Origin of the sequence: Duganella callida (assembly GCF_004614165.1) — a bacterium.
GTDB lineage: Bacteria > Pseudomonadota > Gammaproteobacteria > Burkholderiales > Burkholderiaceae_D > Rugamonas > Rugamonas callida.
Map to the genome: position 1 here is coordinate 26897 of NZ_SPVG01000076.1, position 15335 is coordinate 42231.

General features: G+C 64.3%; 14 protein-coding genes. 4 read left to right on the top strand and 10 right to left on the bottom strand.

Annotated elements, in window-relative coordinates; all coding sequences use genetic code 11:
- Positions 1-15: 15 nt before the first annotated feature.
- The 4 genes from secD to queA form a co-directional block, all read right to left on the bottom strand.
- A complete protein-coding gene (secD, locus tag E4L98_RS08210) occupies positions 16-1881 on the bottom strand; it encodes a protein translocase subunit SecD (protein WP_135201076.1) in 1866 nt (621 codons plus the stop codon).
- 63 nt (positions 1882-1944) lie between these two features.
- Positions 1945-2280: a preprotein translocase subunit YajC gene (gene yajC / locus E4L98_RS08215; RefSeq protein ID WP_135201077.1), complete on the bottom strand. Its 336-nt coding sequence runs from the start codon at positions 2278-2280 to the stop codon at positions 1945-1947.
- A 71-nt stretch (positions 2281-2351) separates the two neighbouring features.
- Positions 2352-3491 carry a tRNA guanosine(34) transglycosylase Tgt gene (tgt, locus tag E4L98_RS08220; protein ID WP_135201078.1) on the bottom strand — a complete coding sequence of 380 codons (1140 nt, stop codon included), beginning with the start codon at positions 3489-3491 and terminating at the stop codon, positions 2352-2354.
- A gap of 89 nt (positions 3492-3580) precedes the next feature.
- Entirely contained in the window at positions 3581-4606 is a 1026-nt protein-coding gene (gene queA, locus E4L98_RS08225) for a tRNA preQ1(34) S-adenosylmethionine ribosyltransferase-isomerase QueA (RefSeq protein WP_135201079.1), read from the bottom strand.
- Between the two features lie 88 nt (positions 4607-4694).
- On the opposite strand from queA, the gene recG reads away from it, so the two are divergent.
- Positions 4695-6761, top strand: coding sequence for an ATP-dependent DNA helicase RecG (gene recG / locus E4L98_RS08230; RefSeq protein ID WP_135201080.1), 2067 nt, complete (start codon positions 4695-4697; stop codon positions 6759-6761).
- A gap of 125 nt (positions 6762-6886) precedes the next feature.
- On the opposite strand, the gene E4L98_RS08235 is transcribed toward recG, so the two are convergent.
- The 4 genes from E4L98_RS08235 to pyrC form a co-directional block, all read right to left on the bottom strand.
- The gene (locus tag E4L98_RS08235; RefSeq protein WP_135201081.1) at positions 6887-8098 is read right to left on the bottom strand and encodes an MFS transporter; all 1212 of its coding nucleotides are present in this window, start codon (positions 8096-8098) and stop codon (positions 6887-6889) included.
- A 70-nt stretch (positions 8099-8168) separates the two neighbouring features.
- Positions 8169-9164, bottom strand: coding sequence for a Gfo/Idh/MocA family protein (locus tag E4L98_RS08240; protein ID WP_135201082.1), 996 nt, complete (start codon positions 9162-9164; stop codon positions 8169-8171).
- Between the two features lie 49 nt (positions 9165-9213).
- The gene (locus E4L98_RS08245) at positions 9214-10011 is read right to left on the bottom strand and encodes a DUF3025 domain-containing protein (RefSeq protein ID WP_135201083.1); all 798 of its coding nucleotides are present in this window, start codon (positions 10009-10011) and stop codon (positions 9214-9216) included.
- A 3-nt stretch (positions 10012-10014) separates the two neighbouring features.
- A complete protein-coding gene (gene pyrC / locus E4L98_RS08250; RefSeq protein ID WP_135201084.1) occupies positions 10015-11067 on the bottom strand; it encodes a dihydroorotase in 1053 nt (350 codons plus the stop codon).
- Between the two features lie 117 nt (positions 11068-11184).
- Here pyrC and E4L98_RS08255 point away from each other — a divergent pair, with 117 nt between their 5' ends.
- A complete protein-coding gene (locus E4L98_RS08255; protein ID WP_135201085.1) occupies positions 11185-11427 on the top strand; it encodes a type II toxin-antitoxin system Phd/YefM family antitoxin in 243 nt (80 codons plus the stop codon).
- Positions 11424-11687, top strand: coding sequence for a Txe/YoeB family addiction module toxin (locus E4L98_RS08260; protein WP_135201086.1), 264 nt, complete (start codon positions 11424-11426; stop codon positions 11685-11687). Before E4L98_RS08255 ends, E4L98_RS08260 begins: the two co-directional genes overlap by 4 nt.
- Here the strand turns inward: E4L98_RS08260 and E4L98_RS08265 are convergent, their stop codons facing one another.
- Both E4L98_RS08265 and E4L98_RS08270 read right to left on the bottom strand, forming a co-directional pair.
- The gene (locus E4L98_RS08265; RefSeq protein WP_135201087.1) at positions 11688-13136 is read right to left on the bottom strand and encodes an amidohydrolase family protein; all 1449 of its coding nucleotides are present in this window, start codon (positions 13134-13136) and stop codon (positions 11688-11690) included. It lies immediately after the preceding gene.
- Entirely contained in the window at positions 13136-13861 is a 726-nt protein-coding gene (locus tag E4L98_RS08270) for an amino acid ABC transporter ATP-binding protein (RefSeq protein WP_135201088.1), read from the bottom strand. The genes E4L98_RS08265 and E4L98_RS08270 overlap by 1 nt, the downstream gene beginning before the upstream one ends.
- A gap of 215 nt (positions 13862-14076) precedes the next feature.
- Here E4L98_RS08270 and E4L98_RS08275 point away from each other — a divergent pair, with 215 nt between their 5' ends.
- Positions 14077-15315: a dicarboxylate/amino acid:cation symporter gene (locus tag E4L98_RS08275; protein ID WP_135201089.1), complete on the top strand. Its 1239-nt coding sequence runs from the start codon at positions 14077-14079 to the stop codon at positions 15313-15315.
- The last annotated feature ends 20 nt before the right edge of the window (positions 15316-15335 follow it).

Sequence of the window (15335 nt, forward strand, 5' to 3'; positions counted from 1 at the left end):
GTTTGCAGCCCCTGATTATTTCTGACCCGGTACCCAGACGGTACCGATGGCGATCGATTGCAGTTTCTTCTTGCGGCCATACCAGAGGTTGACCACACCGCGCGAAACGAACACGGCGGAGAACATCGAGGTCAGAATACCCAGCGTGTGCACCACGGCGAAGCCGCGGATCGGGCCGGAACCGAACACCCACAGCGCCACACCGACGATCAGGGTGGTCACGTTGGAGTCGATGATGGTGGCCCAGGCGCGCTCGAAGCCGGCGGCGATCGCCGCCTGCGGCGAGGCGCCGGCGCGCAGTTCCTCACGCACGCGCTCGTTGATCAGCACGTTCGAGTCGATCGCCATACCGAGCGCCAGCGCGATAGCGGCCATGCCAGGCAAGGTCAGCGTCACCTGCATCTGCGACAGCAGCGCCAGCAGCAACAGCAGGTTGACCGCCAGCGCCAGCACGCTGAAGAAGCCGAAGATCATGTAATACACGATCATGAAGATGGCGATCGCGGCAAAGCCGTACATGGTCGAGTGGATACCCTTGCTGATGTTCTCGGCGCCTAGCGCCGGACCGATGGTGCGCTCCTCGATCACGTCCATCGGCGCGGCCAGCGCGCCCGAGCGCAGCAGCAGCGCCAGTTCGGCGGCGTTTTCCGCGTTGCCCATGCCGGTGATCTGGAAGCGGCTGCCCAGTTCGCTCTGGATGGTGGCCACCGACAGCACTTCCGGCGAGCCCTTCTTCTCGAACAGCACGATGGCCATGCGCTTGCCCACGCGGTCGCGGGTGGCGTCGCGCATGCGGCGGCCGCCGTCGCCGTTCAGGTCGATGCCGACCGCGGCCTGCTGGTTCTGGTCGAAACTGGCCACGGCGCTGGAGATGTAGTCGCCGCTCAGCACCACGTCCTTGGACAGCACCACCGGTACGCCCTTGCCGACGGTGAACAGTTCCGAGTTGTACGGAATCGCCGCCGACAGTTCGGTGCCCGGGGTGATCGAATCATCCACCATGCGCACTTCCAGCGTCGCGGTGCGGCCGATCACGGCGCGCGCGCGCGCCACGTCCTGCACGCCCGGCAGCTGCACCACGATGCGGTCCGGCCCCTGCTGCTGGATGATCGGCTCGGCCACGCCCAGCTCGTTGACGCGCTTGGACAGGGTCGAAATATTCTGCTTCACGCCATCGTCGATGGTCTGCTTTAGCGCGGCCGGCTTCAGCGTGACCACGGTTTTCAGCTCGCTGCCTTCGCCGGCGTCGACGAAGATCAGGTCGGAAATCTGGCCGGCCAGCACATCCTTGGCTTTCTGGCGGGTGGCGTCGTCGCGGAACTTGATTTCGATGCTGTCGCCGACGCGGTCGATGCCGGCATGGCGCACATTCTTGTCGCGCAGCGAAGCGCGCGCCGCCGCCTGGATACCCTGGATGCGCTTGTTCAGCACCGCCTTGGTATCGACCTGCATCAGGAAGTGCACCCCGCCGCGCAGGTCGAGGCCGAGGTACATCGGCAGCGCGTGCAGGCTTTGCATCCATTTCGGCGTGTCTTCCTGCAGGTTCAGCGCCACCAGGTAGGTCGGGTCTTCGGTATTGGTGTTCAGGCCTTTTTCCAGGATGGACTTGGCCTTGAACTGGATGTCCGGGGTGGCAAAGCGCGCGCGCACCGAGGCGTAGGTGCCGGTGCCGTCGAAGCTGAGGCCGTCATAAGCGATGCCGGCCTTGGTCAGCACCTCGCCGACCTTGGCCGTCATGTCGGACGTCAGCTTGACGGTCGACTTGCCGCTGGTGACCTGCACCGCTGGCGACTGGCCGAAGAAGTTCGGCGCCGTGAACAGCGCGCCCAACAGGATGGCCACGGCGATCAGGATGTATTTCCAGAGTGGATAACGATTCATAGAGTTCTAACGTTCAGGGTCGGAATGCAAACGGCCCGCGCAAACGCGGGCCGCCAGAGCTGATTACAGCGCCTTGATCGTGCCTTTCGGCAGCACCATGGTCACCGCGTTCTTCTGCACCAGCATTTCGGCGCCGCTGGAGATTTCCAGCGTCAGGTACTGGTCGGAGATCTTGGTGATCTTGCCCAGCACGCCGCCAACGGTCACGACTTCGTCGCCCTTGGCCAGTGCTTCCATCATGGCTTTTTGTTCCTTGGCGCGCTTCTGCTGAGGACGGATCATCAGGAAGTACATCGCCACGAACATCAGAATCAGGAAACCATACTGGCCCAGGAAGCCGCCACCGCCGAGCGATTCGAGTGGGTTGGATTGGGCATAAGCATTGGAAATGAAGAACACAGGTGACTCCGATATCTATAGTTTAAAAAACAGCGCTGTATTCTAGCACTGGCCGCACGGCGTTAGGACTTTTACACGCCGCGCGCGCGGTCGGCGTGGAATTGCTGCACCCAGGCCGGGAAACGGTCTTGGTCCAGGGCGTCGCGCATCTGCTGCATGATGTCCAGGTAGTAATGCAGGTTGTGGATGGTGTTCAGGCGCGCCCCGAGGATTTCCTGGGTCCGGTTCAAGTGGTGCAGGTAGGCGCGCGAGAAGTTCTTGCAGGCGTAGCAGGAACAGGTGCTGTCGTAAGGCTCCTTGTCATCCTTGTAACGGGCGTTCTTGATCTTGATGTCGCCGTAGCGGGTGAAGATCCAGCCGTTGCGCGCGTTCCGCGTCGGCATCACGCAGTCGAACATGTCGACGCCGTTGGAAACGCCGGCCACCAGGTCTTCCGGCGTGCCCACGCCCATCAGGTAATGCGGCTTGTTGGCCGGCAGCTTGGGGCCGACGTGTTGCAAAATGCGCATCATGTCTTCCTTTGGCTCGCCGACCGACAGGCCGCCGATGGCCAGGCCGGGGAAATCGATCTGTTCCAGGCCTTCCAGCGACTCGTCGCGCAGCTTCTCGAACATGCCGCCCTGGACGATGCCGAACAGCGCGTTCGGATTGCCGCCCTGGTGGAATTCGTTGTAGGAGCGCTGCGCCCAGCGCAGCGACATGCGCATCGACTTCGCCGCCTCGTCCAGGGTGGCCGGACGGTTGTCGATTTCATACGGCGTGCACTCGTCGAACTGCATCACGATGTCCGAGTTCAGCACGCGCTGGATCTGCATCGACACTTCCGGCGACAGGAACAGCTTGTCGCCATTGATGGGCGAATTGAAATGCACGCCCTCCTCGGTGATCTTGCGCATCGCGCCCAGCGAAAACACCTGGAAACCGCCGGAGTCGGTCAGGATCGGCTTGTCCCAGCCCATGAAATCGTGCAGGCCGCCGAACTTGGCCATGACGTCATTGCCCGGACGCAGCCACAGGTGGAAGGTATTGCCGAGGATGATCTGGGCATTGATTTCCTTCAGCTCCAGCGGCGACATCGCCTTCACCGAACCGTAGGTGCCGACCGGCATGAAGATCGGCGTCTGCACCACCCCGTGGTTCAGCTTGACCTCGCCGCGGCGCGCCTTGGTCACGCCGGTGGTGTCGGTCTTGTGTAACTTAAATTCCAGCATATTAATCCTTGTTGTTGCCCTGTCGTCCTCGCGAACGCGGGGACCCATGCCGAGTATGGATTCGCGCACGGCGGATGACATGGAGGCGGTTAAGCTCTGCTCTGCGTCGTCAGCAACATGGCGTCGCCATAGCTGAAGAAGCGGTATTCCTTGGCGATAGCATGGGCGTAGGCCTGGCGTATCTCGTCAAAACCGGCAAACGCCGACACCAGCATCAGCAGCGTCGACTTCGGCAGGTGGAAATTGGTGATCAGGCGGGTCACCGTCTTGAAGCGGTAGCCCGGCGTGATGAACAGCGACGTATCGGCGCTGCCGGCTTCCAGCTGGCCGCTCTGCGAGGCCGATTCCAGCGCGCGCAGGCTGGTGGTGCCGACCGCCACCACATCGCGGCCGGCAGCGCGGGCAGCGCGCACCGCCTCCACGGTTTCCTGCGGCATGGTGTACCACTCGGTGTGCATCTGGTGCTCGGCCAGATTCTCATGGCGCACCGGCTGGAAGGTGCCGGCGCCGACGTGCAGCGTAACATAGGCGAAGTTGACGCCCTTGGCCTTCAGCTTGTCCAGCAGCGGCTGGTCGAAATGCAGGCCGGCGGTCGGCGCGGCCACCGCGCCCGGCACCTTGTTGAACACCGTCTGATAGCGGTTCTCGTCGAAGGCATCGGCATCGTGCTCGATGTACGGCGGCAGCGGCAGACGGCCGTGGGCTTCGATCAGGTCGAACACATCGGCGTCGAAATGCAGCGTGAAGAACTCGCCGGCGCGCTCGCCGACGGTGACATCGAAAGCGTCGGCCAGGCGCATTTTGGTGCCGGCCAGCGGCGAGCGCGAGGCGCGCACCTGGGCCAGCACGGTGCGGTTGTCCAGCACGCGCTCGACCAGCACTTCCACCTTGCCGCCGCTTTCCTTGGCGCCGAAGAAGCGCGCCTTCAGCACACGGGTATTATTCATCACCAGCAGATCGCCCGGCTGCAGCAGGTCGAGGATATCGGCGAACTGACGGTCGACGATCTGCGCGCCATCCAGGTGCAGCAGGCGCGATGCGCTGCGGTCCGGCAGCGGAAATTGCGCGATACGCTCTGGCGGCAAGTTAAAATCGAAATCGGAAAGCGAATACATTTGCGGACTCTGTTATCAAAAATACGGTAGGCCCTACCCCGGTGCAAGCCTTACAATACCGGCGGCCGAACCCTCTATTTTACGCCATATGCCTGTTTCACCCTCGAAAACTGCTAAAAAAACCGTCAGTGCCGAAGCCAAGCTGGCCAAACTGGGCCTGCACACCGACATGGACCTGGTGCTGCACCTGCCCATGCGCTACGAGGACGAAACCCAGGTCATCAGCATCGAGGAAGCCCGCCTGCACGGCGGCGACACCTCCCAAGTTGAGGGCGTGGTCACAAAAAACGAGATCGCCTACAAGCCGCGGCGCCAGCTGCTGGTCCACATCAGCGACGGCAGCGGCGAACTGCAGCTGCGTTTCATGAATTTCTACGGCAGCCAGGTCAAGCAACTGTCCGAGGGCGTGCGCGTGCGCGTGCGCGGCGAATTGAAGCACGGCTTCTTCGGCGCCGAGATGGTGCACCCGGCATATAAAGTCGTCAACGAGGGCGCGCCGCTGCCGACCTCCCTGACGCCGGTATATCCGGCCGGCGAGGGGCTGTCGCAGCTGGTGCTGCGCCGCGCCATCACCGACGCCATGAAGCGCGTCGACTGGACCGACACCGTGCCGATCGACATCCGCCGGCAGCTGCAACTGTCCGAGCTGGAGCCGGCCGTCAAGCTGCTGCACTACCCGCCGCAGCAGGTGGACGAGCACGCGCTGGCCGACCGCTCGCATCCGGCCTGGACCCGCGTCAAGTTCGACGAACTGCTGGCGCAGCAGCTGTCACTGAAACGCGCCCAGCGCGCGCGCCGCGCCAAGGGCTCGCCGGCGCTGAAAAAGGTCGGCGAGCTGTCGAAACAGCTGGAAGCCGCCCTGCCCTTCAAACTGACCGGGGCCCAGCAGCGCGTGCTGAAGGAAATCCGCGCCGACCTCAAACAGCCTTACCCGATGCAGCGTCTGCTGCAGGGCGACGTCGGCAGCGGCAAGACCGTGGTCTCCGCGCTGGCGGCGGCGCAAGCGATCGACAGCGGCTACCAGGCCGCGCTGATGGCGCCGACCGAAATCCTGGCCGAACAACACTTCCGCAAGATCGCCGCCTGGCTGGAACCGCTGGGCGTCAAAGTCGCCTGGCTCACGGGCAGCCTGAAGAAAAAGGAAAAACAGGCCGCTTACGAAGCCATCGAATCGGGCGAGGCCCGGCTGGTGGTCGGCACCCACGCGCTGCTGCAGGATGTGGTCACTTTCGCCAACCTCGGCTTATCGATCGTGGACGAACAGCACCGCTTCGGCGTCGGCCAGCGCCTGGTGTTGCGCAACAAAGGCATGGAAGGATCGGTGCCGCACCAACTGATGATGTCGGCCACGCCGATCCCGCGCACGCTGGCCATGACCTACTACGCCGACCTGGAAGTGTCCGTGATCGACGAACTGCCGCCGGGCCGCAGTCCCATCGTCACCCGCACCATCGACCAGAACCGGCGCGACGAAGTGATTGAGCGCGTGCACGCCGCCGCGCAGGAAGGCCGGCAAGTCTACTGGGTCTGTCCGCTGATCGAAGAATCGGAAGTCCTGCAACTGCAGACCGCCACCGAAACCCACGCCCTGCTGGCCGAAGCCCTGCCCGACCTCAATGTCGGCCTGGTGCACGGCCGCATGAAACCGGCGGAAAAGCAGGAAGTGATGGACGCCTTCATCGCCAACCGCATGCAGGTGCTGGTGGCCACCACCGTGATCGAAGTGGGTGTCGACGTCCCGAATGCCTCGCTGATGGTGATCGAACACGCCGAACGCTTCGGCCTGTCGCAGCTGCACCAGCTGCGCGGGCGCGTGGGCCGGGGCTCGGCGGCATCGGTTTGCCTGCTGCTGTACCAAAGCCCGCTGGGCCAGATCGCCAAACAGCGCCTGATGACCATGCGCGAAACCACGGACGGCTTCGAAATCGCCCGCCGCGACCTCGAAATCCGCGGCCCCGGCGAATTCCTCGGCGCGCGCCAGTCGGGCCAGGCCATGCTGCGCTTCGCCGACCTGGAAACCGACGGCTGGCTGGTCGACCAGGCGCGCGACGTCGCCCACGACCTGCTGCACGCCGACACCCCCGAAAAAGCCGCCACCGTCGAAGCCCACCTGGCCCGCTGGCTGGGCGGCCGCGAAGAATTCCTCAAGGTCTAAGATCCCGACTTAAAAACAGAGGTAGATGCGGTTGGCCAGGTCCAGCATGAAGTCCGGCTGGAGGTAAGCGGCGAACACCAGCGCCAGCACGACGACGATGGCGGCGCGCAGCAGCCAGGATTTCATCACGCCGCCCGCAACCGCGCCAGCGGGCGCTCGTTGATCGGCAGGTTGATCAGGCCGGCCATGACGCCCAGCGCGATGGCGATGCCCCAGACGATGTCGTAGCTGCCGGTGCTCGCGTACAGGTAACCGCCCAGCCACACGCCGATGAAGCTGCCCACCTGGTGCGAGAAGAACACGATCCCCGCCAGCATGGACATGTATTTGACGCCGAACACTCCGGCGATGATGCCGTTGGTGAGCGGCACCGTCGACAGCCACAGCGCGCCCATCGCCGCCGCGAACACATACACCGACAGCGGCATCAACGGCGCCAGCAGGAACAGCGCGATTACCGCCGCGCGCGCAAAGTAGATCGCCGACAGCAGGTAGCGCTTGGGATAGCGCCCGCCCAGCTTGCCCGCGTAGTAGGAACCAAAGATGTTGAACAGGCCGATCAGTGCCAGCGCCAGCACCGCCACGCCAGGCTCCATGATGCCCTTGTCCTTCAGGTAGGCCGGCAAGTGCACACCGATGAACACCAGCTGGAATCCGCACACGAAATAGCCGGCCACCAGGAACAGGAAGGAGCGGTTGCTCAGCGCTTCGCCGGCCGCCTCGCGTATGCTCTGCTGCGGCCCGTGCGCATGTTCGACCGTCGGCTCGCGCAGGTAGAACGCCATCGGCACCATCAGCAGCAGCACCGCCGCGCCTAGCACATAAAACGCCTGCTGCCAGCCGATGGCGGAGATCAGTTGCTGTTCGACCGGCATCATCACGAACTGGCCGAAGGAGCTGGCCGCGCCGGAGATGCCAAACGCCAGCGAGCGTTTGTCCGCCGGCGCGACGCGGCCGATGATGCCGCTCACCGCGCCGAACGCAGTGCATGCCAGCCCCAGGCCGATGAACACGCCGGAACCCAGCACAAACAACGTCGGCTGGGTGATGGTGGCCATCCACACCAGCCCCAGCATGTAGGACACGGCGCCCACCAGCACCACGCGCATGGTGCCGAACCGGTCGGCCGCCATGCCGGCGAACGGGCCGAAGGCGCCCCACAGCAGGTTCTGCATGGCCTGCGCCAACGAATAGGTCTCACGCGTCCAGCCGTGCGCCTGCGAGATAGGCTGCATCCAGAAGCCGAAGCCGTGACGCACGCCCATCGCCAGCGTCAGCACGACGCCGCTGGCGATCAGCACGGTTTTCAGGGATGGCGCGTGGGAGGCGACGAACATGATGGGTCTCCGGTTATCGATCTTATCCGTCGATTGTAACCAGTTCGCGCCAGCCGCGCCGATGGCGGGATTACTTGTCGGCCGGGTAGCGCAGGCCGATCTGGCGGCGGATCTCGTCCAGCGTGCCCATGATGGACAGCGTTTCATCGTGCGGCATCACCGGGCTTTCGATCAGGCCCGCGCGCAGGCAGCGGCCGACTTCCTGCGCCTCGTGGGTGTAGCCGTTGCCGCTCTTCGGCAGCGTCAGCGTGCGCTCGCTGCGCGAGGCGCCATCGACGATGGTGACGCTCAGCGTGTCGGTATTGTGGAAGCGGTCGTGCAGGCGCACATAACCCTTCTCGCCCGAGATGGTCAGCTCGGTCGGCGTGCGCGAACGCAGGCTGCAGGCGCAGGACGATACGCCACCGCCTTCGTGCTTCAGGGTGAACGCGGTCTGCATGTCCACGCCGGTCGCGGTCATCTCGCCCACCGCCGTCACACCGCTCACCGCACCGAGGAAGAACGAGGACATCGACAGCGGATAGATGCCCAGATCCAGCAGCGCGCCGCCGCCCAGCTCCGGCGCGAACAGCCGGTGCTCCGGGCCGGCGTCCGAAGTGAAGCCGAAATCGGCGGTGACGTTGGCCGGCTTGCCGATCTCGCCGCTGTCGACGATGCGCTTGGCCTCCACCACGGCCGGCATGAAGCGGGTCCACATCGCTTCCATCACGAACAGCTTTTTCGCGCGCGCGAGATTGATGATGTCCTCGGCCTCGCGGCGGTTCATGGTGAACGACTTCTCCACCAGCACCGCCTTGCCGCCGTTGAGGCACATCAGTGCGTTCTCATGGTGCATGGGGTGCGGCGTGCCGATGTAGATCACATCCACCTCGGGGTCGTCGGCCAGCGCCTGGTAGCTGCCGTGGAAACGCTCGGCGCCATATTCCTGGCCGAACTTGGTAGCGCTATCTACAGTGCGCGAGGCAACGGCGACGAGTTTTGCATCGGGCGTGTCCTGCAAAGCGGTGGCGAAGGCCTTGGCGATCTTGCCCGTGCCCAGAATACCCCAGCGGATTACCTGCGTCATGGCGTGGTCTTTCTGCCGCGTCGGCGGCGTGATGTTGGTATCGGAATGGCTATTTTACTGCGACCACGCGCTTGGGGCGGAACACGCTTGCGTCGGCGTAGAAAGCCTGGTCCTGCTCCGGCCACCAGCCCGGCACGCCGAGGGCCTGCATGGGCGTGAAGCCGGAGGTGTCCAGCCCCTGTTCGGCCAGCTCGCGCGCCACCGTGGCATCGATCCAGGCGCGGCGCGCGGCGTGATCGAGCGTGAAGAAGGCATCGTCCGCCAGCACGATGCGCGTGTGCGCGGTGATCGCCTTGCGCGGCGCCACCAGCTTTTCCATCAGCGCGTGGCCGAACAGCCAGACCTGCGCATCGCTGCCCCACTGGCCGCGCCGTTCGAGGAAGGCTTCCTGCCAGCGGTGCCCGCGCAGCGCGGCGATCAGCGCCTGCCCGTCGGCGTCGTCGCGCACCACCAGCAGCGCGGCGTTTTCATCGAAGATGGTGGCGCCGTCGCGCGCGGGACCGCGCGATTTGCCGACGCCATCCTGCGCGATCTGCGCCGCCTGCAGGGCATTCAGTTGCACCTTGATGCGCGGGAAGGTCAGCCATACCAGGCCGTTGAAGAAATCGTGCAGATTGTCGCGCGTCGGCACGCAGCCGGTGGCGCCGATGTGCTGCTCGTAGGCCGTGCCTTCAGGCAGCGCCTCCTGCGGCACGAACGATATCGGCAGGTCGAGGTGATTGCGCAGGCCCAGTTCCGCGGCCAGCTGGCAGAACCCGTCGCGGAAATGCGCTTGCGCCGACAACCGGCCGGCCGCGTCGCGCACCGATTCGTACCACGGACGCGACCAGTCGATTGTGTTCAGCACTGCTTAAACCATTTTCCAGTTGATGGTTTCACCGGCGTTGAGCGGCACCACGGTCTGCTCGGCCAGCGGCAGCGTTTCCGGCAGCGTCCACTGTTCGCGCTTGAGGGTGATGGTGCCCTGGTTCACCGGCAGGCCGTAGAATGCCGGGCCATTCAGGCTGGCGAAGGCTTCCAGCTTGTCCAGCGCGCCGGCGCGTTCGAACGCCTCGGTGTACAGCTCCATCGCGTGCAGCGCGGTGTAGCAGCCGGCGCAGCCGCAGGCGGCTTCCTTGGCGCCTTTGGCGTGCGGCGCCGAGTCGGTGCCGAGGAAGAAGCGCTCGTCGCCGCTGGTGGCGGCGGTGACCAGCGCCAGCCGGTGTTCCTCGCGCTTCAGCACCGGCAGGCAGTAGTAGTGCGGACGGATGCCGCCGCGGAAGATGTCGTTGCGGTTGTACAGCAGGTGATGCGCGGTGATGGTGGCGGCGATCGGACCTTCCGCTTCCGCCACGTACTGCGCGGCGTGCTTGGTGGTGATGTGTTCGAACACGATGTTCAGCGCCGGGAAATCGCGGCGCAGCGGACGCATCACGCGCTCGATGAACACCGCCTCGCGGTCGAACAGGTCGATCTCGTTGTCGGTGACTTCGCCGTGGACCAGGAAGGGCATGCCGACTTCCTGCATCTTTTCCAGCGTCTTGTAGCACTTGGACAGATCGGTGACGCCGGCGTCCGAGTTGGTGGTGGCGCCGGCCGGGTACAGCTTCACCGCCTGCACGATGCCGCTCTCCTGGGCGCGCACGATTTCGTCGGCAGGGGTGTTATCGGTCAGGTACAGCGTCATCAGCGGCTCGAACGACATGCCCTCCGGCAGCGCCGCCATGATGCGCTCGCGGTAGGCGATGGCGGCGGCGGTGGTGGTGACCGGCGGTTTCAGGTTCGGCATCACGATCGCGCGGCCGAACTGGCGCGCGCTGTGCGGCAGCACGCTGGCCAGCGTGGCGCCGTCGCGCAGGTGCAAATGCCAGTCGTCTGGACGGATGATGGTGATGCTGTCGGGGGTGTGTTCGAGGTCGGACATGGCGGCGCGCTTTCAGCTAACAATAACGAATACCCGCCATTTTACCTCGTTGCGCCTCCTGCTTGACAGCTCGTACGCAAAAGCGTACGTTCAAGCCGATAACATCAAGGAGCAGCCATGGACACCATTTCCGCCAGCGAGGCCCGCGCTCGGCTCTATAACCTCATCGACGAAACGGCCGCCAACCACGCCCCGGTCCAGATCACCGGCAAGCGCAACAATGCGGTGCTGGTGTCCGCCGAAGACTGGGCGGCGATACAGGAAACGCTCTATCTGCTCTCCGTCCCGGGCATGCGTGAGTCGATACTCGAGGCACGCGCGGAACCACTGGCAGACAGCAGCAAGGAGCTCAACTGGTGAGCTGGCAGCTGGTGTATTCGCGCCAGGCGCAGAAAGATGCGAAAAAACTGGCCGCTGCCAATCTGAAGAAACAGGCGCAGGCGCTACTGGACGTGCTGGCCAATGATCCGTTTGCCCGTCCTCCGCCTTATGAAAAACTGGTCGGCGACCTGGCCGGCACCTATTCGCGCAGGATCAATATCCATCACCGGCTGGTCTACGAAGTCTTCCCGGATCAGCATACCGTGCGCATCCTGCGCATGTGGTCACACTATGACTGACTACTCCGCCACCGTCTGCGCCGCCCACGCCTTGGTGTCGGCAAGGATGTCATCCAGGCGCGCGCGGTCGTAGAGCTGGCCGCGGCTGATCACGCTGCGGATCTGCCGCGTGGCGCCGATGTCCCGCAGCGGATTGGCGTCCAGCACCAGCACATCGGCCGTCTTGCCGGCTTCCAGCGCGCCGTAGCGATCCAGCTTGCCGAGGAAGCGCGGACCGTTGATGACGGCACTCTGCAGCGCCTGCGCCGGCGTCAGGCCGTAATGCACGTACAGGCCGATCTCGTCATGCAGCGCCTGTCCCGGATAGTCGTAGGAATTCAGAAAACCCGCGTCGGTGCCGGCGATGATGCTGACGCCTTCCTGTTGCAGGATCGGCAGCAGCGACGCCGATTTCTCGAACGTCGCGTGACGCAGCGCGATCGCCGCCGCGTCATCCTGCGCCGCGCGCTGCACGCGCCAGTCATAGGTGGCGCGCAGGCCCTTGCCGATGTATTGCAGGGCTTCGTCATGCGCGTGATCGTCACGGTCCAGATAGGCCACCACGCGCGACACCGACAAGGTCGGCACCACCGCCGTGCCCTTGGACGCCATGTAGCGGAACGATGCGCGCGCGGTCGGCTCGTCGTAGGTTTCCAGGCTGCGCTTCAGGGCCTCCTTGCCGGTCAGCTTGCCGTCCGCCACCTGCGCGGTCAGCTCGCGCTCCAGCGGCGTCGCCGTGCGCAGCAGATAGGACTGGTGCTCGACCGTGCCCAGGCCCGCGTCGAACATGGTGGGCAAGGTCAGTTGCACCGGGATGTGGCCGGAGGTGCGCATGCCGCGCTCCCTGGCCTGGCGCAGCGCTTCCAGGTAAATCTCCGGCTTCAGCGTGTTTTCGGTGATCTTGACGAAATCTACCTTTTGGCCCTGCAGCTTGTCCAGCGCGCGGGTCACCTCTTCCGGCGTGCCGACTTCAATGGTGCCCTTCCACAGCGGCTTGTAGCCTTCCAGCTTGGCGGCCGACGTGAAGATGGTCGGCCCTTCGAGCTGTCCCTGGTTGACCTGGTCGCGCCACGCCAGCACCGTGTCCGGCAGGTCGCCCGAACAATCGCGCACGGCGGTGATGCCGTAAGCCAGATACAGCTGCAGCAGATGCTTGTTCTCGTCGATCAGCTTGGGGCCGCCGCCGAAGTGCACGTGCGTGTCCCACAGGCCCGGCATCACGTACTTGCCCGGCAGGCTGAGGGTCTTTTTCGGCGCATAATCGGACAGCTGCCCGTCGTCCACCACCGCCAGGATCTTGTCGCCCTTGAGCACCAGCGACTTGCCGGTCACCGTCTTGCCGGCCGCGACATCGATCAAGGTGGCCTTGGTCAGCACCAGGTCGGCGGCGATTCTGTCGGCCGCGTGGGCCGCGCTCAACAGCTCCAGCGCCAGGAGCGCGCCGCTTAATTGTTTAAAAGTAATTTTCATCAATGAATGATCCGTGCCAAAAAGTCGCGCGCGCGTTCCGTTTGCGGGGCGTGGAAGAAAGCCTCCTTGCTGCTGTCTTCCAGGATGCTGCCCTGGTCCATGAACACCACCCGGTTCGCCACCTTGCGCGCAAAGCCCATTTCGTGGGTCACCACCATCATGGTCATGCCCTCCTGCGCCAGGCCGACCATCACATCCAGCACCTCGTTGATCATTTCCGGGTCCAGCGCGGACGTCGGCTCGTCGAACAGCATGGCGATCGGGTCCATCGCCAGCGCGCGCGCGATGGCCACGCGCTGCTGCTGGCCGCCCGACAGCGCGCCGGGATACTTGTCCTGATGCGCCAGCAGGCCGACCCGGTCCAGGTAGTGCAGGCCGCGCTCGGCCGCCTCGTCGGCGCTGCGGCCCAGCACCTTGATCTGCGCCAGCGTCAGGTTCTCGCGCACCGACAGGTGCGGGAACAGCTCGAAATTCTGGAACACCATGCCGATGCGCGCGCGCAGCGCCGGCAGGTCGGTGCCCTTGGCGCCGACCGAGGTGCCGTCTACCACGATCTGTCCCTGCTGGAACGGCTCCAGGCCGTTGACGGTCTTGATCAGGGTCGACTTGCCGGAGCCGGAAGGACCGCAGATCACCATCACATCGCCCTTGGCCACCTGGGTGCTGCAATCCTTGAGCACCTGGAACTGGCCATACCACTTGCTGATATTTTTAATTTCGATCATAAGAAAATACATTATTCTGTCGGGCCTGCGCCGCCGCATGGACGGCCGCGCGTGCGCTTGACAGCGCCCCTGCCCACAAGGATACTGCGGAACTTGCCAATTGTTTCAGCAGCCGGCCTACCCAAAAACCGGCTCGCCACACTATAAAGAACGCAGCGGCGGCACCCCGCCCGCTACCGGGTCCAGAGAGACACTACCACAGGAAACCCATAAAGATGAATAAACAAAGCCGATTGACCACGTACATCCTGATCGGACTGGCGCTAGGCATTATCACCGGCTACTTCGCCCATGACCACATGGAGCACCCGGAAAGCTTCGCCGACACCATGACCCTGATCACCACGCTGTTCCTGCGTCTGATCAAAATGATCATTGCGCCGCTGGTGTTCTCGACCCTGGTGTGCGGCATCGCCAAGATGGGCGATGCGACGGCCGTGGGCCGCATCGGCGTCAAGACCCTGGGCTGGTTCTTCATCGCCTCGGTGATGTCGCTGACCCTGGGCCTGGTCCTGGTCAACCTGTTCCGTCCCGGCGACGCGCTGCTGGGCCACATGGCCGCCACCGCCGCCAAGGCCGACCTGGCCACCTCCAGCCTGACGCTGAAGGACTTCATCACCCACCTGGTGCCGGCTTCCATCGTCGAAGGCATGGCCAAGAATGAAATCCTGCAGATCGTGATCTTCTCGCTGTTCTTCGGTTCCGCCGCGGCGGCCGTGGGCAGCAAGGCCAATGTGCTGATCGAAGCGCTGGACGGCGTGGCGCACGTGATGCTGAAAGTCACCGGCTACGTGATGAAATTCGCGCCGTTCGCCGTGTTCGCGGCGGTGGCCGGCACCATCGCCAAGAGCGGCCTGGGCGTGCTGTCCACCTACGGCGTGTTCATGGCCGAGTTCTACTTCGGCATCGTGCTGTTGTGGGCGTTGCTGATCTTCATCGGCTTCGTGTTCCTCAAGGGCCGCGTCTTCGCGCTGATGAACGAGATGCGCAGCCCGGCGCTGCTGGCCTTCTCGACCGCTTCGAGCGAAGCGGCGTATCCGAAAACGCTGGAAGGCCTGGAGCGTTTCGGCGTGCGCAACCGCATCGCCTCGTTCGTCCTGCCGATCGGCTACTCGTTCAACCTCGATGGTTCGATGATGTACTGCACCTTCGCCACCGTGTTCATCGCCCAGGCCTACGGCATTGAAATGTCGCTGGGCCAGCAGATGACCATGATGGCGGTGCTGATGCTGACCTCCAAGGGCATGGCCGGCGTGCCGCGCGCCTCGCTGGTGGTGATAGCCGCCACGCTGGGCCAGTTCAACATCCCGGAAGCCGGCATGCTGCTGCTGCTGGGCATCGACCACTTCCTCGACATGGCGCGCTCCGCCACCAACGTCATCGGCAACGGCATCGCCACCGCGGTCGTCGCCAAATGGGAAGGCGAGATGGAAACGCCGAAAGAGACGCTGTAAGCAGCAACCAGGAAAGCCAC

Bases quoted from the DNA above. Each gene is read 5' to 3' on its own strand.
- secD (WP_135201076.1), bottom strand. From the start codon at position 1,881: ATGAATCGTTATCCACTCTGGAAATACATCCTGATCGCCGTGGCCATC.
- tgt (WP_135201078.1), bottom strand. From the start codon at position 3,491: ATGCTGGAATTTAAGTTACACAAGACCGACACCACCGGCGTGACCAAG.
- queA (WP_135201079.1), bottom strand. From the start codon at position 4,606: ATGTATTCGCTTTCCGATTTCGATTTTAACTTGCCGCCAGAGCGTATC.
- recG (WP_135201080.1), top strand. From the start codon at position 4,695: ATGCCTGTTTCACCCTCGAAAACTGCTAAAAAAACCGTCAGTGCCGAA.
- E4L98_RS08235 (WP_135201081.1), bottom strand. From the start codon at position 8,098: ATGTTCGTCGCCTCCCACGCGCCATCCCTGAAAACCGTGCTGATCGCC.
- E4L98_RS08240 (WP_135201082.1), bottom strand. From the start codon at position 9,164: ATGACGCAGGTAATCCGCTGGGGTATTCTGGGCACGGGCAAGATCGCC.
- pyrC (WP_135201084.1), bottom strand. From the start codon at position 11,067: ATGTCCGACCTCGAACACACCCCCGACAGCATCACCATCATCCGTCCA.
- E4L98_RS08255 (WP_135201085.1), top strand. From the start codon at position 11,185: ATGGACACCATTTCCGCCAGCGAGGCCCGCGCTCGGCTCTATAACCTC.
- E4L98_RS08265 (WP_135201087.1), bottom strand. From the start codon at position 13,136: ATGAAAATTACTTTTAAACAATTAAGCGGCGCGCTCCTGGCGCTGGAG.
- E4L98_RS08270 (WP_135201088.1), bottom strand. From the start codon at position 13,861: ATGATCGAAATTAAAAATATCAGCAAGTGGTATGGCCAGTTCCAGGTG.
- E4L98_RS08275 (WP_135201089.1), top strand. From the start codon at position 14,077: ATGAATAAACAAAGCCGATTGACCACGTACATCCTGATCGGACTGGCG.